We start from the raw sequence: 19,476 nt of genomic DNA on the forward strand, positions 1-19,476 counted from the left end.
AGACACTTAAACAGGCAGCTGCATAGATAGCCAAATAGCCAGATAAATAGTTGCCCAGAGATTTAAACCGAAATCAAAACTCGGTTAGCTCGCCAGCCCTCACCGGGAGCGCGCTAACCATGAGCAGGAGAACGAAACGATGCGGATGGACCGTTTAACAACAAGCCTTCAGAACGCCCTGGCTGAGAGTCAGAGTATCGCGCTTGGTCAGGATCATAATCAGATTGACACAGTGCACGTGCTCCTGGCGTTGTTCGAGCAGACCGACAGTTCGGTAAAAGACGTTTTGCGTCGTTGTGGCGCGAACGTCAGTAACCTCGAAGGGCGCTTACGTGCCATTCTCAGTGATCAGCCCAAAGTCAGCTCGCCGGATGGCAATGTGCAGCTGGCCCCCGAACTGGGCCGCTTACTGAATCTCGCCGATAAAGAAGCCCAGAAGGGCGGCGATCAGTTTGTCTCCAGCGAGATTTTTCTACTGGTGGCACTGGATGAGCGTGGCCCTTCAGGTCAGGCCTTAAAAGAAGCGGGCGTTACCCGCGAAAACGCTGAGAAAGCAATCAAAGATATGCGTGGTGGAGAAAAAGTGACCGACGCTAACGCAGAAGACAGCCGACAGGCGCTGAGCAAATATTGTGTTGACCTGACCGAGCGTGCAGAAGCTGGCAAGCTCGATCCTGTGATTGGCCGTGACGAAGAGATCCGTCGCACTATTCAGGTGTTGCAGCGTCGTACTAAAAACAATCCGGTGCTGATTGGCCCTCCAGGTGTGGGTAAAACCGCCGTGGTCGAAGGGCTGGCGCAGCGCATCATCAATGGTGAAGTACCAGAAAACCTGAAGAATAAGCGCATTCTGTCGCTGGACATGGGCGCGTTACTCGCGGGTGCAAAATACCGTGGCGAATTTGAAGAACGTCTCAAAGCCGTTCTGAAAGACGTCTCGAAAGAAGAAGGGCAGATCATTCTCTTCATTGACGAGCTACACACAATGGTCGGCGCTGGTAAGAGCGACGGTGCCATGGACGCGGGCAATATGCTCAAGCCGGCTCTGGCACGCGGTGAGTTGCACTGTGTCGGCGCGACCACGCTGGACGAATATCGCGAGTTTATTGAAAAAGATGCTGCGCTCGAGCGTCGTTTCCAGAAAGTGCTGGTGGATGAGCCCAGCGTCGAGGATTCGATTGCCATTCTGCGTGGCCTGAAAGAGCGCTATGAAGTGCATCACGGTGTCGAAATTACCGACAGTGCCATCGTCTCGGCGGCCAAACTGTCGCAGCGATATATCGCTGATCGACGTCTGCCGGATAAGGCGATTGATCTGGTGGATGAAGCCGCGTCAGTCATCCGTATGGAGATCGACTCCAAGCCTCAGGAAATGGATCGTCTGGAACGTCGCCTGATTCAACTGAAGATCGAGCGCGAAGCCCTGCGTAAAGAAAAAGACGATGCCGCCCGTAAGCGACTCAGCGACCTGAACGAAGAAATCAACAAAGCCGGTCAGGCGTACGTTGAACTCGAAGAAGTCTGGAAGAAAGAGAAAGCTCTGCTCGAAGGTGCCAGTAAGGCAAAAGAAGAACTCGAGCAGGCAAAACTGGAGTTGGACGCCGCGCGCCGCTCTGGTGATCTGCAGAAAATGTCAGAGCTCCAGTACGGGCGCATTCCAGAGCTGGAGAAGCAGGTGGCCTCGGCCAATGAAGCCGAAACCACAGGTACGCAGGAGTTTACGCTGCTGCGTAACAAAGTGACGGAAGATGAAATCGCCGAAGTGGTCTCTAAGTGGACCGGCGTGCCCGTGACCAAAATGCTGGAAGGCGAGCGTGAGAAGCTGTTGCGCATGGAAGACGTGCTGCACGATTCTGTGGTTGGTCAGGATCAGGCGATCTCGGCGGTCTCGAATGCGGTGCGGCGCTCACGTGCAGGGCTCTCTGATCCGAATCGTCCGAACGGCTCGTTCCTGTTCCTTGGGCCAACCGGGGTCGGTAAAACAGAGCTGTGTAAAGCGCTGGCCGGTTTCCTGTTCGACAGCCGTGACGCCATGATCCGTATTGATATGTCGGAATACATGGAGAAGCACTCGGTAGCCCGCTTAATCGGCGCGCCTCCGGGCTACGTTGGCTACGAAGAAGGTGGATACCTGACCGAAGCCGTACGCCGCAAACCCTACTCGGTCATCCTGCTGGATGAAGTTGAGAAGGCACACCCGGACGTCTTCAATATCCTGCTTCAGGTGCTGGACGACGGACAGCTGACGGACGGTCAGGGCAGACGTGTCGACTTCAAAAACACCGTACTGGTGATGACGTCGAACCTGGGTTCGGATCTTATTCAGACCATGGCCTCGGATAGCGGCAGCGATTATGAAACGATGCGCGATGCAGTGATGGAAGTCGTGGGCAGTCATTTCCGCCCGGAATTCATCAACCGTATCGATGAAGCTGTGGTGTTTCATCCACTGGAGAAAGATCAGATCCGCGGCATCGCGGACATTCAGTTGCACATGCTGCATGAGCGCTTACGCGAGCGCGATCTGTCTCTGGAGCTGACGGATGCGGCTACCAGCAAGCTGGTGGATGTAGGGTACGACCCCGTGTTTGGTGCGCGTCCTCTGAAGCGTGCGATTCAGCGCTGGATTGAGAACCCATTGGCACAGGATATTCTGTCGGGGCGCTTTATGCCGGGCAGTACTATTGTCGCTGATGTAGAGAATGATGAATTTATATTCTCCGCACGAGAAGGCTGATCGCTGAGGTCGTAAAAGCCTGACAAGTCCTGACGCTAACCAGCACCTCGGTGCTTTGTGTCCCCTGACAGGCCAGGGAGCGGCCTGTATACTTGCCGATATCTATACTGGGTATCGGCTTTTTTATAGGGATTCATGATGTTGAGCGTACGTTTCTTCTCCTCTTTATTGGTCGCTGCGTCTGCAGCCGTGCTGTCAGCCTGTGCCGGTACGACTTCGCAGCTCGACCTGGCCGCAAGTACAGACCTGCATTGTGGATCAATTCCAAGTGTTACCGTGGTGGATGACGTACTCACCATTGGGGCTGGTGAAAAACCGACTCCGGGCTATGCCGTTCAATTGAATGAGCAAAGCCGAAAAGGAGACAGAATTCGTATTGCTTATCAGGTCTCCGGCCCAAAAGAAGGCGCAATTTTAGCGCAGATGATCACAAGCCCATGCACCCGTGTGACCCTACCCGAAGACTGGCAGCGTCTGACCGTCGAGAATAAAGATTCTGGTCAACAATGGGTGTTTGAGAACGCAGCGAACTGACCCTCACTTGTGATTATTCTCGGTATTGACCCTGGTTCGCGTATTACAGGCTTTGGCCTGATTAATTCGGTTGGCGGTCGCAAAATTGAATACATTGCCAGCGGCTGCATTCGCGCAGGCACCGGTGAGCTGCCTGAGCGACTTGAAACCATCTACAAGAGCGTCTCCGAGCTTATCCAGCAATATTGCCCCCAGGAGTTTGCCATTGAGCAGGTATTTATGGGGAAAAATGCCGACTCAGCGCTCAAGCTTGGTCAGGCCCGTGGTGTGGCGATTCTGGCTGCTCAGCTGGCGTCCTTGCCAGTACACGAATACGCTCCACGCACTATTAAACAGGCGGTGGTCGGAACCGGTGGCGCAGGAAAAGAGCAGGTTCAGCACATGGTCCAGCGTCTGCTTAAGCTCCCGGGGCTACCACAGGCGGACGCCGCCGACGCACTTGCCATTGCGCTTTGTCATGCGCACACGAACGCCAGCCTGATCAGCCGTGCTGGCTTAAAAACCTATCGTCGTGGCCGCGCTTCCTGATTGAGCAGTACTGTATTTTGCTGGTAGTCTATGCCGGTTAATTTATACAGCACACAAGCGAAATTCATACATGATTGGTCGACTGCAAGGCTTCATCCTCGAAAAGCAGGCCCCGGAATTACTTATTGATGTTCAGGGCGTCGGATACGAGGTGCAGGCACCTTTGTCCACATTCGCGGTCCTTGGCTCCATTGGTGAGCCCATTACTCTCTATACCCACCTCGCCATTCGCGAAGATGCGCATCAGCTCTACGGTTTCAGTGATAAAGGGCAGCGTACTTTATTCCGTACGCTGATTAAGGTCAGTGGTGTTGGCCCCAAGCTGGCGCTAGCCATTCTGTCTGGTATGGATGTGAATGCCTTTGCTAACTGTGTTCACAATGAAGATGTTAAATCCCTGACGCGTTTGCCCGGCGTGGGTAAAAAGACCGCCGAACGCCTGATTGTAGAAATGCGTGATCGTCTGAAAGAATGGCAGGCTCCGGCACCTCTCTGGGCTGCTGCCGATCAGGCGGAGAAGAACACTCAGGAGCAAGCGTTCGCTGAGGCGGAAGGTGCGTTGGTTGCCCTCGGCTATAAGCCGCAGGAAGCGTCAAAAATGTTGATGAAAGTGGCGGATCAGTGCAGCACCCCCGAAGAAATGATCCGTATTGCTCTGCGTAACACCATGGGTGGCAAATGATAGAAACTGATCGCTTTGTTGCACCGACACCGCAGCTTGGTGAAGAAAAGCAGGATCGCGCTATCCGCCCCCGTATGCTGGATGACTACATTGGTCAGCCGCACGTGCGGGAGCAGATGGAGATTTTCATCGGAGCGGCCAAAGGACGTGGTGAAGCGCTGGATCACACCCTGGTATTTGGCCCGCCGGGTCTGGGTAAAACGACCCTCGCCAATATTATCGCCGAAGAGATGGGTGTTCAGATCAAGTCGACATCCGGTCCGGTACTTGAGCGAGCAGGCGATCTGGCTGCGATTCTGACAAGCCTCGAAGAGGGCGACGTGCTCTTTATCGATGAAATTCATCGCATGAGTCCGGCGGTCGAAGAAGTACTCTATCCCGCTATGGAAGATTATCAGCTTGATATCATGGTGGGTGAGGGTCCGGCCGCACGATCAATGAAGATTGAATTGCCGCCGTTCACCTTAGTCGGGGCGACCACAAGAGCAGGTTTGCTGACCTCACCGCTGAGAGATCGTTTCGGTATTGTGCAGCGTCTGGAGTTTTATAACATTCATGACCTGTCGAGCATCGTCAGCCGCTCCGGGCGTCTGATGGAGCTGGAGGTCGAAGAAGAAGGCGCGCAGGAAGTCGCCCGTCGGGCACGTGGCACTCCCCGTATTGCGAACCGTTTGCTGCGTCGTGTGCGTGACTACGCTCAGGTCAAAGCGGACGGACGTGTAACCAAAGAAGTCGCAGACCTCGCCCTGAACATGCTGAACGTCGATGCGCAGGGCTTTGATCACATGGATCGCCGTCTGCTGCTGACGTTAATGGAAAAATACGACGGAGGTCCGGCCGGGGTCGAAAGCCTTGCAGCGTCTATTGGTGAAGAGCGGGATACCATCGAAGATGTGCTTGAGCCATACCTGATGCAGCAGGGCTACATCACCCGTACGCCTCGTGGGCGAACGGCGACAAAGCTCGCTTATCTCCATTTCGGGATTGATCTGCCAGCACGTTTCGGGTCGGATAATGATGGCGTTTGAATGGCCGCTGAGAGTCTATATCGAAGATACGGACGCCGGTGGTATCGTGTTTTACGCCAACTACCTGCGCTATATGGAGCGTGCCCGAAGTGAATGGCTGCGCTCACTCGGTTTTGAGCAGCAAGCTCTGATGCAGGCGGGAGTCCGTTTTGTTGTTCGGGATCTCAACATCCGATATCGCAAAGCAGCCGTATTAGATGACCAGATAGTCGCGACAACAGAGTTAGCTGAAATAACGAAAGCCGGGATGACGTTGAACCAGACGGTGATCCGGCGGTCTGAATCAGCGGAAAAAACGGAAGAACGAACCGAAGAACTTTTAGTCGATGCGCAGGTGCGTGTCGCGTGTATTAACAACGAAGGGCGGCCTGCAGCAATACCTGCTGATATCGTTGCCCTGATGAAAACCTAACGGAGCCAAAGTGAACGAGTCGGTTTCAATTACGCATCTGATTTTAAATGCGAGTTTTGTGGTACAGCTGGTGATGCTGATGCTGGTGGCAGCGTCAGTATTAAGTTGGGTCATTATTATTCAACGCGGTCGCCTGATCTCTGCCACTGAGCAATCTATGCGTCAGTTTGAAGAGCGGTTCTGGTCAGGTATTGACCTCAACGATCTTTATCGTGAGTGCCAGCAGCAGCCAGAAAATTCGTCTGCCGAAAAAGTCTTTATGGCCGGCCTGAAAGAATTTGGAAAAATGCGTCAACAAAGCCCGGGGGATCCTGAAGCCATGATGGCGGGTGTTCAGCGTGCCATGCGCATCGCGATTACTCGGGAAACCGAAGAGCTGGAAAATCATCTGCCAATGCTGGCAACCATTGGCTCGACCAGCCCGTACGTCGGCCTGTTCGGTACGGTATGGGGCATTATGCACTCCTTCCAGGGCTTAGCCAGTGTGAAGCAAGCAACGATTGCAACGGTAGCACCGGGTATTTCTGAAGCTCTGGTCGCGACGGCTATGGGTCTGCTTGCGGCGATTCCTGCGGTAATTTTCTATAACCGTTACGTCGTTAAAACCGAGAAGTTCCAGACGGCTCTCGTCACTTTTGCCGATGAATTCAGTGCTCTGCTGTATCGCCAGGCACACAAGGTAAGTCAGAGTCAGCGTACCGGAGCGGAGGCTCTCTGATGGAACCGCTTCAGCAGCAAATGACGAAACGCCGCCCAATGGCGGAGATCAACGTTGTTCCCTACATCGACGTGATGCTGGTTCTTCTTATTATTTTCATGGTGACTGCGCCCATGCTGGTGCAATCTGTCCCTGTGAACCTGCCTGATGTTGACTCTACGCCGACCGAAATTGATCCGGACGACACGACGCTAATGATCTCTGTCAGTTCAGATGGTCTTTATTATGTTGAGCGTGGGGAAGAAGAGCCAGAGCCAATGTCTTTGACTGGCGTGACGGATTACGCAGGAAAGTTACTGAAAGCTCAGCCGGACACTCGCTACATGATTCGCGGTGATGAGTCTGTGCCTTACGGTAAGGTGGTGCTGCTGATGGGTAACCTTCAGGGGGCAGGAATTACCAACGTCGGCCTCGTCACCGAAGCGCCAGACCCGGAGGCTCGCCCCTGATATGAATTGGCGCGAGCCCGGCAGTTATACCCTGCCAGTTGTAGGTGCCGTAGTCATTCACCTGGTCGCCGTTATCCTGCTGGTGAGCGAGTGGCAACGTGATAAGCCGGTCATGTCTGAGCCTGTTCCACCGCACATGATTGCGAAAGTTGTTCAGGAAGAGAACAAGGCGGCAAAAGAGCGAGATCTGCAGCGTCAGCGTGAAGCTGAACGTCTGCGGCAGCAAAAACTCGCGCGCGAGAAAGCAGCGCGAGAAAAGGCTGCCCGCGAAAAAGCAGCGAAAGAAAAAGCCGCTCGGGATAAAGCTGCGGCTGACAAGGCTGCAAAAGAGAAAGCTGAAGCCGAACGAAGAGCGCGCCAGAAAGCTGCTGAAGAGAAGGCAGCTAAAGAAAAAGCTGCAGCGGAAAAGTTAGCGAAAGAAAAAGCGGCCAAAGAGAAGGCTGCGAAAGAAAAAGCAGCACGCGAAAAGGCGGCCGCAGAAAAAGCCGCTGCTGAGAAGGCTGCTGCCGAAAAAGCGGCGCGGGAGCAGGCTGCAGCTGAACAAGCATTGATGGAACAAATGGCACTTGAGCAGGCAGAGGCGGAAATACGCCGACAGGAAGAGGCTGCGCGCGCTGCCGAAGCGGCAGAAAAAGCGGCCCAGATGACGGCGGAGTATCAGGATCTTATTCGCGCACAAGTAGCGTCCGTCTGGAACTATCCACCGAATGTCAGTGCCGAACTGGAAGTTGAAGTACGTCTTGTTATGGTGCCAACCGGTGAAGTTATTTCCGCCAACGTAACGCGTAGCAGTGGTAATGATGCACTGGACCGTTCGGTAGAGCAGGCGATTCTGAAAGCGTCGCCGCTTCCTGTGCCTGACGATATTCGGGTGTTTGAGCAAAACTTCCGACGCTTAACCATGAAATTCAGACCGGAGAATGCCTCTTGGTAACACGAGTATTATTTGTACTGGCGCTGGTATTGGGCCAGATCGCACACGCAGAATTAGTGATTGAAGTAACGCAGGGCAGACAGAGCGCTTTGCCGATTTCTGTTGTGCCTTTTGAATGGAACGGAGCACTGGAACTGCCAGAAGACATCAGCGCCATAGTGAATAATGACCTCGGAAGCTCGGGATATTTCCGCACGCTGGATCGCTCTCTTATGCTGGCGACGCCTCATACTCCGCAGGACGTAAATTACGTCGACTGGCAGCGGCTGAAACAGGATTATCTGGTAGTTGGCCAGATAAGTTCCGCAGAAGGTGGATACGCTGTCGAATTTCAGGTGCTGGACGTACATCAGCAGCGAACTCTGATTCATCACCGTGTTAAAGGTAAGGCGACTCAGCTTCGGGATCTTGCGCATTACATCAGCGATCATATTTTCGGGCAGCTGACTGGTATCCCGGGAGTATTTTCGACCAAGATGGTTTACGTCACCACTAACCGGGAGCGTTCACGTTTTAACCTGAACTTTGCCGACGCAGACGGTGCCCGGGAGCAACTTATCTTCCGTTCAGACGAACCTATCCTGTCGCCGACCTGGTCTCCTGACGGCAAAAAAGTAGCGTACGTTTCATTTGAAAATGGACAGAGCGAAATCTTCTTCCAGGAGCTGGCAACCGGGAAACGCGAAAAGGTCGTAGCATGGGATGGATCAAATAGTGCGCCATCTTTCTCATCCGATGGAACCAAACTGGCCTTTGTACACTCAAGGTTGGGTAACCCGGATATTTACGTGATGGATCTGAACACCCGTAAGGCGGAAAGAATTACCAAACACTATGGCATTGATACTGAGCCGCAGTGGATGACCGATAATCGCCATATTCTGTTTACCTCCAGCCGGGCTGGTGGGCCGCAGATTTACAAACTGGACACTGTCGATGGCTCGGTAGAGCGGGTCACCTTCGAAGGTCGGTACAATGCCAGAGCGAGAATGACCGCAGATGGCCGCAAAATGGTCTACGTACACGGTAACGGAGACCAGTTTCATATCGCTTCGCAGGACATGGAAAGTGGCCGGGTAAGAATACTGACCCGGGACACGAATTTGGACGAATCGCCTAGTGTTGCCCCCAACGGAAGTATGGTAATTTATGCGGCAACTGAGAAAGAACGAAGTATTCTGGCGGCAGTATCGGTGGATGGGGAAGTAAAATTCCGGCTGCCATCCAGATTCGGAGACGTACGCGAACCGGCCTGGTCTCCGATACTGAATTAATCTGAACTACTAACCACAATTGGGAAGAAGCAACTATGCAAAAAACAGCACTGTACAAAGCACTGGGTATCGCCTTCGGCGCACTTCTGGTAACTGCATGTGCCAACAATGGTGACCTGGAAGAGGGTGCAGGCGCTGCAACGACTGCTACCGAACAGCAGGCAAACGAAGCAGCTGATAGCGCTACTACTGGTGTTGAGTCTGCGTCACTGCAGGGTGAACAAATGATGTCAGACGCTGAGAAAGCGGCTCAGCAGGCTCTGCTGGACATCACTGTTTTCTACTTTGACTTTGACCAGTCAAGCATCAAAGAGTCTGGCAAAGCTGCTCTGAGTGCGCACGCTGCATACCTGGCGTCAAACTCAAGTGCCCGCATTGTACTGGAAGGCCACGCTGATGAGCGCGGTACTCCTGAATACAACCTGGCTCTGGGTGAGCGTCGTGCAATCGCTGTTCGTCAGTTCCTGATGGCGAAAGGTGCTTCTTCAAGCCAGATCAAAGTTGTTAGCTTTGGTGAAGAGAAGCCAGCAGTTACTGGTAGCACCAGCTCGGCATACGCTAAGAACCGTCGCGTAGAAGTTAAATACCAGAGCCGTTAATGAAGCGGCTTGTCGTTACTCTGGCGCTGGCAGCCTCGTCTGTCAGCGCGCTTTCAGATGACGGCTGGGTATCGGTCGGGTCAACCCAAGTGGTTGCCCCGGCCAGTTCTGAACCCGTCGTTACTCCCGATCAATCTCCGATCCTTGCCCCATCCGCCAATCCTGGTGGAGACCTTCTTACCGAACTGATGCTCCAGGTGGAGCAGATGAAGACGGAAGTTGCCTCCTTGCGCGGCCAGCTCGAAGAGCAGCAGGCCAAAGTCAGGCGAATGGAAGCGTCGCAGCAAGATCGCTACCTTGACCTTGATAGTCGAATCTCTGCATTAACTCTGGCGCCGCCAGCGGTTAACAGCCAGGAAGTGTCTCAGTCAGAAGCTGATAACAATGACGGCGAGGCACTCCCTCCAGCAGGAGAGGCCTATAAGTCAGCGATGCAGCTTGTGCGGGATAAAAAGTTTGCTGAAGCACGTAAGGCCTTCGATAGCTTTGCTGAAAACTACGCCGGCGATGCACTCGCAGTAAATGCAATTTACTGGGCAGGCGAAGTCAGCATGGTTGAGGGGAAGCTCGATGTTGCGGAAGCGCGCTTCCGAACCGTGAAAGAGGATCACAGTGATCACTCGAAAGCCGCGGATGCTTCATACAAGCTCGCCGTGGTGCTTGATAAATCAGGTAAGAAGGCAGAGAGCAAGGCGCTGTTGCAGGAAGTCATCAGTCAGTACGCTGGCAAGAGCGACAGTACCGTTTCTCTTGCGCAGGCCTACCTGAAAAAAATGCAAGGCACCTCTGAATAATGCACTCGCGCGCTGCATGACTGCATCACTCAAAGGTGCCCAGGTTCAGTAACGCGGGCTTTCAGGGGCTAAGTTACTGAATCTGAAACTTTTTTCAGAAAAAGGGTTGTCAGCCGCGAAAATATCAGTAATATACGCGGCTCCTTCGGGTCGTTAGCTCAGTTGGTAGAGCAGTTGGCTTTTAACCAATTGGTCGCTGGTTCGAATCCAGCACGACCCACCACCTCCACACGTCAGGTGGGTTGAAGGAGTTAAGTTGCTGAAATTGTTGACATTTTCAAAGCGTTCTGTAGAATGCAGCAGCAACTGGGGGTCGTTAGCTCAGTTGGTAGAGCAGTTGGCTTTTAACCAATTGGTCGCTGGTTCGAATCCAGCACGACCCACCACCTTTTCTTTCTCGTCCGAGAAGTCTGATTCCCCAAGCCTATTGAAACCTTCGTATCCATACTGCTATAGAGCTGTTTTTTCGTGGTGAGCGTATGAAACTGCGCACTCAGTGCACAGTTTCTGTCAGTCTGGCCGCACGAATCGCGTAATCGTTATCCTCCTGAGCCAGGGCGTTCAATACTTCTTCCGCCTCTTCCGTAAAACCTTCCCTTCGTAACAAAAGGCCATGGTAATAACGGCATCGTGGGCTTTTCTTTGATGCCTCTGCCAGCCTGTTGAGTAAAGCACGAGCCTCCGAATCAAGGTACTCGGAGATATATAGAACGGCCAGTTCGAGTATCGCACTCTGGTCATCTGGTGTTTGCTCGAGAATGGTCTGGAAATGTTCGATGGCCGCTTCCTTATCGCCTTGGGTCAGTACAGCCAGCGCCAGATGCCGTCGTGCATTGGTATCCGAGGGATTCAGTACGAGTGCCCTCTGTAGTGCTTCTTTTGCATCGCCAATATTGTTCATCATAAAGCTGGTGATGCCGGCCTGGGCCCACGCCTCTGAATTCGACGGGTTCAACTCCAGCGCTTTCTGGTACTGAGAGAGAGCGTCTTTGAATCGCCTCTGAGCGGCTTGCGTGATGCCAAGGCGAACATAGAAGCTACTTTCTTCGGGTGCAATACCAATAGCTCTCTGAGCGGCGTATTCAGCGGTTGTGAAATCTGCAGCCAGAACGCGGAAGCGGGCGAGGGTATCCCAGGCAATAGCATTCTCAGGGTTCTTCTGAACAGCAGTCTCAATGTGTGCCATCCCGGTATTGGTGTCGCCCGTCGCGATCAGAACCTGGCCGATATTACAGTGCGCCATGGACGAATCCGGGTCGAGTGAAAGTGCCGAACGAAGATGAATGAGTGCGGGTTGCCACTGTTGTTGCTGCGCAAGCGCAAAGCCCAGATTGTTGTGAGCGTTGGCATTGTCCGGGTCTATATCGACCGCGGCCTGGAAGTGGTTTTCCGCTGCAGTAACGTTGCCTTGTGAAAGCGCTGCAACGCCTTGTTGTAGATGGTCAGCAACAGTCATCAGGTAATCCTCGAAATCAGACCCTTAAGCAGGTCGTTGGTACTAATATCTGGTATCTCAAATTCGATGTCATCGGTGGATATATCGAACGGCTCGCCTTCTTTGTAATGTACTGGGAGTTTTATACCAAAGCGATAATCAGAGCCGAATGTATAAGAGGCGAATTCAAAGCGGTCATCGTAGACGCTCCACCCGAAGACCTTCACACTGACGTAACCGCCGATATCAAAGGTAAAGCTAGGTTGAGCATAAACTTCGAGATCGGCTGTCAGGTCCAGACCGGTAGCGGGTGTCCAGTCAATGTGTACACCCGCGGTAGCCGCGCCAGATATGCCTAACGTTCCCCCGATATCTAAGCCACCAGTCGCGCTCGCACCTGTAATACCCAGGCCGATGCCAGCTCTGACCGATAAGCGTAGCCCTGCATCGGCAGGTACTTTGAGGTGAGCATCGCCGGTGACTTTCGTGTCTTGTTCCCGGGCCGGGTTGTATTCGATACCAATCTTGAGCTCGTCAATAACACCCGGTCCAATACCGGCAATGGCGGAAAGGCCACCGCCAACTTCTGCGACAATGCCTGGAATAATAGGTACCTGAACTGCAACCTGAAAAATCGTTTTATTGATCTCTTTTCGGGCGAAAATTTCCAGCTCATCCGGAATACCAATTTCACCTGAGACGGTTACCTCACCGTTAGGGTCAAATTTTACTCCGGCGGTTCCTTGTAGCCATGGTGCAATCTGTATCGTGGCTGACCCAGAGCCGTACACCAATAGTTCGCCGCCGGGCAGTGGGTCACCGCTGGGCTTGCCGTCTTCACCGACAGCCCGGTTACTCACACCTACAGTAACGTCTCCGGAGAGCATACCTCGTTCGAAGCCACCGCTGAACTCCGCGACAAATCCACCGTCTTCGTAGCCGACAGTCAGTTCTGAATCAATGCCCGGAATATCAGGCTGGGCCGTACCTTCGCCACTGACTTTCCAGTTTTCGTCCTGCTTACGTAGCCTCAGGTTCACTTTTCCTGATCGGATACCCGGGCTTTTTGCTATCTGAACTTCGCCAGAAATATCCAGCCCTTCTTCCTCTGAGTAATTGAGCTCTAACGTACCTTGTTCAATTGCAGGAAGGGCAGGCTTTACTTCACCTGTCGCTGAGAAGGTGCCATCGTCATAGCTGGCTTTAACATTTGCACTTTTAATACCTTTTATTTTGTCAGGCTTGTCGATTCCTATTTCACCTTCACCGCCAAGCTTGCCTTCGCGGTACCACATTTTTATTGAGGCTCTGTCGAAAAGGTCAGAATCGAAGTCGAATCCACCCTCTAAGCCCAATCCTCCAGATGACCCAATTTCTCCTTCAAGATAGCCCGCCCCAAGGGCATCGACAGTAAAGTCAAGGCGGCCGCTTGCAGCAAACCCTCTAGAGCCTGCTGAAATTGTAAGGTCACAGCTCTCCATCTCTATCGGCTTAGGTAGGTTTATTTCGCTGACATTGAAGGTTTTGGATAGGGTGAAGTCATTCCCAGAAATTTCGTAGCCAATATCCGCTTCACCAATTATAGGGAGTGTGGGAAGTATTTGGCCTTTAATAACTAAACCAGTATCGGGTATGAGATCGACGCTATCGTGTGTGAGTGGGCTAAAGCCTGTTGCCTCCAGAGAATCTGAAGACTCAGAGGGTGTTGCACCTTCCGATTTATTTTCTCTGCGGAGCTTCATTATCTGGCTCCAGCGCTCCATCGGAAGATAGCCTACCTGATCAGAGCCGTTCAGGCTCATAACGTCTATGGTTTTATCTGAAGAAAACTTTTTCAGTTTGGTATTGCTGTCCGGAACATTGACAGACAGTGTTGCGATTTTCGATGCATCACCTGTTTCGAAGTTTACATTGGTAATACTGAAGGGCTTGAATAATTTATTCTTCCACCCGGCAGTATTAGTCTTATGAACCTCATTTTTATAACCGCCACTGGGGCTATTAAATATCCATATATGATTTTCTTTGACGTCCATTTGGTCAACAGTCAGGTACTGTATCTCGTTGGCATCGATTAACGATTGGAGGTGATCGCCACCTTTCACTTGCTCGCGGGTCCAGCGATCTTTATCGTTTATTGACAGGCTCCCTCCAGCTGTTGTTGAGTTGAACTTAACACTCAGCTTACCGAGAAGAGCATTTGTACTCCATTTTGAGAATTCTTTATTTCGGTATTTATCTGTATTGTTTTCTTTAAATGTATCTACCTGAGACCGGACTGCGTTCTTTACTTCATGCATCTTATCCGTATTTTTACTATCAATAAGAAGTTGGAAGTTATCCAGACCATCCAGATCCTCTCTCATCTGAAATTTCTTTCCAGATTCTGACGCCGACCCAACTTGTTCCTCTACAATATGATCAACATCGTAGGAGGTAAGCCTGTCTCCTCTCTTTGGTTTAACACTCTTTCCATCTGTGTCCCAGCTAGGAACAGATAGCTCTCTCGCAACTTCATCAAGACTTCCCATCGCAAATCTTGGACTCTTTCCATTGATTTGCTGATGAGGTGAGGGCACCTTAAATATATATTGTTGCGGAGAGGAGCTGGCGACGTTAGGGTGTGAACTCAGTACCGACTGAAGTTTGCTGATACTTCCGGTCTTTTCAATGTCATTCTTCCATGTCTGCTGTTGTTTTGTTGTTCGGTTATCTTGTGAAAAAGCACGATGCCTGATCAGAGGAACCTTGCTCTGGTAGAAAGCTGCGTGGGGTGAAGGAACAGTAATGTTATCAAAGACGATTACACCACTACCTTTTGTGTAGGTTCCAGCTCCTCCGTCTGCTTTTGCTTTACGACTAATCTTTCCGTTCTGCTGAACAACATGCGTCAACTCATGAGCGAGTAACTCCTGACCGCGTTCACTATCTGGATTAAACTCACCTGTAGCAAAGTAGATGTCATTCCCAATAGCAAACGCCCGAGCATTCAACTCTTTGCAAAGCTCGTCAGACTGCATATCCGTATGAATGACAACCCGCGAGAAATCTTTGCCAAACTGCTGCTCCATTTTCTGACGGATCTGGTCGGGTAGGGGAGATCCGTTGCCACGTGACTGGGCGATGCGGGCTTCCACCTCATCCATTTTTTCATCGTCAGCTTTCTGTTCGTCCCGCTCTTTTCTCATTAACTTGGCTTGAACGGGTTCTTCTTCAGTCCGCTGCAGCCTGGTTTTTGCGACTTCCTCTTCTTCCTGCCGGTGCAGCTTTGCCTGAGCGAGTTCATCTATGTTCCGGAAAAGTTTTGGTTGAGCTGCTTCTTCCTCTTCTTCCCGGAAAATTTTGGTTTGAACTTCCTCTTCTTCACGATGTACTTTTGTCTGCGCTTCTTCTTCCTCTTCCCGGAATAATTTAGCCTGTACGTCGTCTTCTTCTGTTCGGCTGACAGAAGGCGTAGAGGAGCTTACGCTTCTGGCCGCAACGGCAGGCTCGTCGTTGCCTCGCTGAAGGTTCTGCTTCACATCGGCTGCAACTTTGTCAGCTTCTTTTTCCTGGCTGTCTGCCGGGTCGCTGACAGCCATTTTTTTCTGGATCTTCTTTTTAAGGTATTCGGGCTTAGTGGCTTTCTTTCTCGCAGGTTTCTTATTTGCGAGTTCAGTAGCTTTGTTTCCCTTCTTGCTGAGCGACTTTGATTCCATCACATCACTCCATGACTTTGTAGTGCCGCGGGTAAGGACTTACCCAGCTTCTGGTATTCGCGGGATATCGCCTTGATGATCGCCGTTTTACTGAGTACTTCAGAATCCGGGCTGTTCGCGGCGGCACTGAGCACGGTGTTGCGAATCTGCCCACCAGACAAATCACAATGGCTGGCCAGAGCTTTCAGGAAATCGTCATCAGGGCTGCGTTGCCCCATGTGACTGCCCCACAGAGCCAGCCGCTCATTAAAGCCCGGCTGTGGAAAATCGATAATGATTTCAAGGCGGCGGTTGAACGCCGGGTCGATACGGTCCCTGTGGTTCGATGTCAGTATGACAACCCCAGGGTGAGTCTCTATGCGGGAAAGCAGGTAGTTAGTGAGATTATTGGCAAAGCGTTCATTGCTGCTGCGGGCATCAGTACGGTTGCCAAATACAGATTCAGCTTCATCGAATAGTAGTATGGTATCGGTAGCTGCGGCGTAGTCGAGCAGCCGACCTAGGTTTTTCTCACTTTCCCCAATGTATTTATTGATGACAGAACCAAGGTCTACACGAAACAGTGGGGCACCTATCTGGCTCGCAATATAACTGGCTGCCAGGGTTTTTCCCGTTCCACTGGCTCCCACAAAGAGGGCGCGCAATCCAGGGTTCTGGTTGGCGGTCAGAGTATCTCCGAGTTTCCAGTACAGAGATTCCCGTTGAAGCGCGCGGGCAATAAGATCATCCAGATGTTCATTGATCAGTGTTGGAAATATTACTGCCTCTTTCGGAATATCCTTCGTCACGGCTTGCGCAAGCTGGGTGAGCCCGGGGGCGATATTCAAAGAGCGCCACGTACGAATTTGTTGCTCCTGATTTACCCCTGATGAGCCCTCAGGTGGGGTAATTTGCTCTCCGATGTTTTTAATCATTGGGCCACTGAGCAAAGCAGAGCCTGCCAGCTTTTCGGCTAAGCTCTGGTCTGCAACATGTTTATTCCAAAGCTTTTGGCGCAGTGTCGAATCTGGCATAGGTAACGCGTAGTTGTAGCAGCTGTTTGCAATCACACAGCTGTGCATGCCCGTTATTACGATGGCAGGCGTTTGATATCCTGAACTGACAAGCTTGTAGTTTTCACCCGGTACATCAGGCAGTGTGATGACTGGAAGCCAGCCGGCGACTGCTGCTGCGAGCCGCAGCTGCGGCTCCTCTTGCCAGTTCTGGTAGGGAATACGCATGGCGCGGTAACCCGAGAGCAGTCCCAGTTCAGCAGCCAGTATTGATCGGCCACTGTGCTCCTGTCCGCGCAGAATCAGAAACTCGCTCGAAGTGAGTTTCTTGCACAAGTCAGGCAATATTTTTCGCGTTGCAGCTGGGAGTAATTCCCGCTCATGAGAGTCGAGTTCCTGGACGCCTTGCCAGCGATTGTGCTTGCTCTTGAGGATCGACCAGAGTGGAACAGAGATTGCCAATCCCTGGAGGCTGAGTGGGCCATTATCTGATACGGTGACCACGGACTCATTAAACAGAGGTGTGTTGATGAGGTCGAGAACATCCCAGTCTGTCGTATCCGGAAACAGAAACTGAACCATATCAAGCACCAGGTGTACACTCAGCCGGGCCTGTTCGGAAGGCTGTTGCAATTCATTGATGGCAAAGGCAATTCTGGGCTGCGTCTCCATCATGCCGGTAATAAACAGAACGAAGGCTTCGGCGGGAGATAAATTAAGGGTTTGGATCAGACGCGAAGTTCGCCCGTTAAGGTTCTTCCACTGCTGTTCAAGGTCACGAGTCAGTGTCTGAAATTGAACGCCTGAAGGAAGTGGAGCCGTAGCTTCCAGGGATAGCGATTCTGTATAGAACACCAGACCAGCTTCTGCCCATTGCTGAAGTGGATTGAAACAGTCTGCCTGGGGCTTTATTACAGCGAGATCATTCATGCTGCCCTCTCTTAACAGGCGTAGGCCGAAAGCCATGCTCGAATTGGAACTGGACGGTATATCCCAACCATGGAAGCCAGCCAGGATTAATGTCCAGGCCGTGTAGCCGGGCGTTAATATTGGCCTCAGATATATCAGCACGTACGACAATGCGGTCCTGAGAAATACCAATGTCAGACGAAAGAGACAGCAATTCGGTATTCCATAAATGGCGTGGATACAGAGTCTCTGAAACTTGCCGTAGTTCACAGATCAGTTCTGGGCTTAAACAAGTTGTGTTGATAGGGTGTGTACCGGCCTTTGTGCGCGCTGGATGTGTGCGGTGAATTATGTAGTCATATAAAGGGTCATTCTTTAGTACTGAGTTGTTGTCGAAAGTCTCTACTGCGCCTGATAGCCAGGTCCAAACGCCAGGAACACTTCGCCAATGTTTACGGATGATTGCCTGTACTGGTTGGCGATTTAAGAAGTTAAGCAGGTAGAGTATTCCCCCGAATTGGCTGCCAAAGCTCCTATCGGCATCCTGATCTTTATTGAAGCTATTAAGAAGGTCTGAAACAGGTGTGACTTCCGTGTCATCTTTTACTGAACGAACTGCCTGTCTTATTAATGACTCTCTACCTGATGATTCACTCTCAGAAGAGATATGTAGTGATATGGACTCGTCGGCGATCGTCGTGTCTTTGTCGGCGGATTTATCCGAGCCATGGTCTGTAGTCATGGTCGATTTTTCTGAATCTACTACTGGCTGTCGGTATTTATTTTCGTGCTCTCCCGAAAAGCCTGACTGCGGTTGATAGCTCTTGTTCGTATACTCCTGATTTTCAGGTCGTTCAACCGATATACCCGTATCAAAAACAGATCTATTGAATTTTTCTGCGACCACAGATAACACCTCTTCTGTTCGATTATGTAGTGGAAGAGGTAGGTGCTCCTGAGCAATCAAAAAAGCGACAAGCGCCAGGTGTGCTCGTGATACGGTATTGGCCAATGCCGTTTGCCAGATACGAAAGTGATGTTCGGGGATTTGATTTAATGACTCCTTATCGAAGGTAAAATCATACGAGTCTATATCAGATATTCGATTCTCTGATGCGGAAGCTGGATCAATTGACTCTTCGTGCGGCCGAGGATTGTCTTCTTCTGGCGTGTTCCTGATAACATGACTGCCACGCCCCATAGCTGTAAGGCTATTTAAATAATCCGTATTCAGAGAGTATCCCGAGTGAGAGCTCAACTGTATGAGTAGGTCGCCAGCTTCTCTTTCTGACAAAGCTTCCATGATTACCGCAGCTTTGTTTTGTTTTGCCAGAAATGTCAGTGCAGAGCTTATGGTCGGAATATGCTCTGACAATATGCTCATTACAGGACTATGCGCAGAGCGAAGCACGGTTTCATTCCATTTTCGCCAATACCAGTGATGACCCAGCTCGCCTTTTGCGGCATCCATCAGTAACTGAGCAAGCATTTGATGAGTATTGGGAAAAATACGCACATTATCGCCAGGTTGCTCACGGATCTGGCGCAGTGTTTCTTCACGAAGAGAATGAGCGATCTCGTTGGCTGGTCCCGTAGCGGTAATCTTCCTGATGAATATGATCCTCTCATCATCCGTAGACGGCCAGTCAGCTGTGGTTACGTCCCTTTCGATCTTCGAATGCAAAGCTTCCGGGGCTTTAATAGTCAAAGCCCGTATGCGAGTCGTCTCTGCTCCCTGATAATCAAACATCAT

16 protein-coding genes and 2 tRNA genes are annotated in these 19,476 nt (G+C 51.6%); 14 read left to right on the forward strand and 4 right to left on the reverse strand.

Going from position 1 to position 19,476, the window contains the following annotated elements; genetic code table 11:
* The first annotated feature begins 139 nt into the window (after positions 1-139).
* The 14 genes from clpB to BW941_RS11140 all read left to right on the forward strand — a co-directional run bounded on the left by clpB (position 140) and on the right by BW941_RS11140 (position 11,075).
* The gene (clpB, locus tag BW941_RS11075) at positions 140-2,737 is read left to right on the forward strand and encodes an ATP-dependent chaperone ClpB (RefSeq protein WP_076516076.1); all 2,598 of its coding nucleotides are present in this window, start codon (positions 140-142) and stop codon (positions 2,735-2,737) included.
* A gap of 135 nt (positions 2,738-2,872) precedes the next feature.
* Positions 2,873-3,271, forward strand: coding sequence for a protease complex subunit PrcB family protein (locus BW941_RS11080; RefSeq protein WP_084188878.1), 399 nt, complete (start codon positions 2,873-2,875; stop codon positions 3,269-3,271).
* Positions 3,272-3,280: 9 nt separating this feature from the next.
* Positions 3,281-3,799 (forward strand): crossover junction endodeoxyribonuclease RuvC, encoded by a 519-nt coding sequence (ruvC, locus tag BW941_RS11085; protein ID WP_068434567.1) that lies wholly within the window; start codon positions 3,281-3,283, stop codon positions 3,797-3,799.
* A 70-nt stretch (positions 3,800-3,869) separates the two neighbouring features.
* Positions 3,870-4,481 (forward strand): Holliday junction branch migration protein RuvA, encoded by a 612-nt coding sequence (gene ruvA / locus BW941_RS11090; protein WP_068434570.1) that lies wholly within the window; start codon positions 3,870-3,872, stop codon positions 4,479-4,481.
* The gene (gene ruvB, locus BW941_RS11095) at positions 4,478-5,509 is read left to right on the forward strand and encodes a Holliday junction branch migration DNA helicase RuvB (protein WP_076516080.1); all 1,032 of its coding nucleotides are present in this window, start codon (positions 4,478-4,480) and stop codon (positions 5,507-5,509) included. Before ruvA ends, ruvB begins: the two co-directional genes overlap by 4 nt.
* Entirely contained in the window at positions 5,496-5,921 is a 426-nt protein-coding gene (gene ybgC / locus BW941_RS11100) for a tol-pal system-associated acyl-CoA thioesterase (protein ID WP_281251178.1), read from the forward strand. The genes ruvB and ybgC overlap by 14 nt, the downstream gene beginning before the upstream one ends.
* Positions 5,922-5,931: 10 nt before the next feature.
* On the forward strand, positions 5,932-6,639 hold the full coding sequence (gene tolQ, locus BW941_RS11105; protein ID WP_076516084.1) for a protein TolQ: 708 nt from the start codon (positions 5,932-5,934) through the stop codon (positions 6,637-6,639).
* On the forward strand, positions 6,639-7,088 hold the full coding sequence (gene tolR / locus BW941_RS11110) for a protein TolR (protein WP_068434582.1): 450 nt from the start codon (positions 6,639-6,641) through the stop codon (positions 7,086-7,088). The genes tolQ and tolR overlap by 1 nt, the downstream gene beginning before the upstream one ends.
* A gap of 1 nt (position 7,089) precedes the next feature.
* Positions 7,090-8,022: a cell envelope integrity protein TolA gene (gene tolA / locus BW941_RS11115; protein WP_076516086.1), complete on the forward strand. Its 933-nt coding sequence runs from the start codon at positions 7,090-7,092 to the stop codon at positions 8,020-8,022.
* Positions 8,016-9,296 carry a Tol-Pal system beta propeller repeat protein TolB gene (gene tolB / locus BW941_RS11120; RefSeq protein ID WP_076516088.1) on the forward strand — a complete coding sequence of 427 codons (1,281 nt, stop codon included), beginning with the start codon at positions 8,016-8,018 and terminating at the stop codon, positions 9,294-9,296. Before tolA ends, tolB begins: the two co-directional genes overlap by 7 nt.
* A gap of 35 nt (positions 9,297-9,331) precedes the next feature.
* Positions 9,332-9,895, forward strand: coding sequence for a peptidoglycan-associated lipoprotein Pal (gene pal, locus BW941_RS11125; RefSeq protein ID WP_068434591.1), 564 nt, complete (start codon positions 9,332-9,334; stop codon positions 9,893-9,895).
* A complete protein-coding gene (gene ybgF / locus BW941_RS11130; RefSeq protein ID WP_076516090.1) occupies positions 9,895-10,689 on the forward strand; it encodes a tol-pal system protein YbgF in 795 nt (264 codons plus the stop codon). The genes pal and ybgF overlap by 1 nt, the downstream gene beginning before the upstream one ends.
* Before the next feature lie 147 nt (positions 10,690-10,836).
* Positions 10,837-10,912: transfer RNA gene (locus tag BW941_RS11135), tRNA-Lys, on the forward strand.
* 87 nt (positions 10,913-10,999) lie between these two features.
* Positions 11,000-11,075 (forward strand) — tRNA-Lys (locus tag BW941_RS11140).
* Between the two features lie 107 nt (positions 11,076-11,182).
* Here the strand turns inward: BW941_RS11140 and BW941_RS11145 are convergent.
* The 4 genes from BW941_RS11145 to BW941_RS11160 are packed head-to-tail and all read right to left on the reverse strand — an operon-like array spanning position 11,183 to position 19,476.
* Positions 11,183-12,145, reverse strand: a complete 963-nt coding sequence (locus BW941_RS11145; RefSeq protein WP_076516092.1) for a tetratricopeptide repeat protein — start codon at positions 12,143-12,145, stop codon at positions 11,183-11,185.
* Positions 12,145-15,822 carry an eCIS core domain-containing protein gene (locus BW941_RS11150; protein ID WP_076516094.1) on the reverse strand — a complete coding sequence of 1,226 codons (3,678 nt, stop codon included), beginning with the start codon at positions 15,820-15,822 and terminating at the stop codon, positions 12,145-12,147. Before BW941_RS11150 ends, BW941_RS11145 begins: the two co-directional genes overlap by 1 nt.
* Entirely contained in the window at positions 15,822-17,744 is a 1,923-nt protein-coding gene (locus BW941_RS11155) for an ATP-binding protein (protein ID WP_076516096.1), read from the reverse strand. Before BW941_RS11155 ends, BW941_RS11150 begins: the two co-directional genes overlap by 1 nt.
* Complete coding sequence (locus BW941_RS11160) at positions 17,737-19,476, reverse strand: hypothetical protein (RefSeq protein ID WP_076516098.1); 1,740 nt, start codon at positions 19,474-19,476, stop codon at positions 17,737-17,739. Before BW941_RS11160 ends, BW941_RS11155 begins: the two co-directional genes overlap by 8 nt.

This window comes from Thalassolituus maritimus (assembly GCF_900156675.1).
GTDB lineage: Bacteria > Pseudomonadota > Gammaproteobacteria > Pseudomonadales > Oceanobacteraceae > Thalassolituus > Thalassolituus maritimus.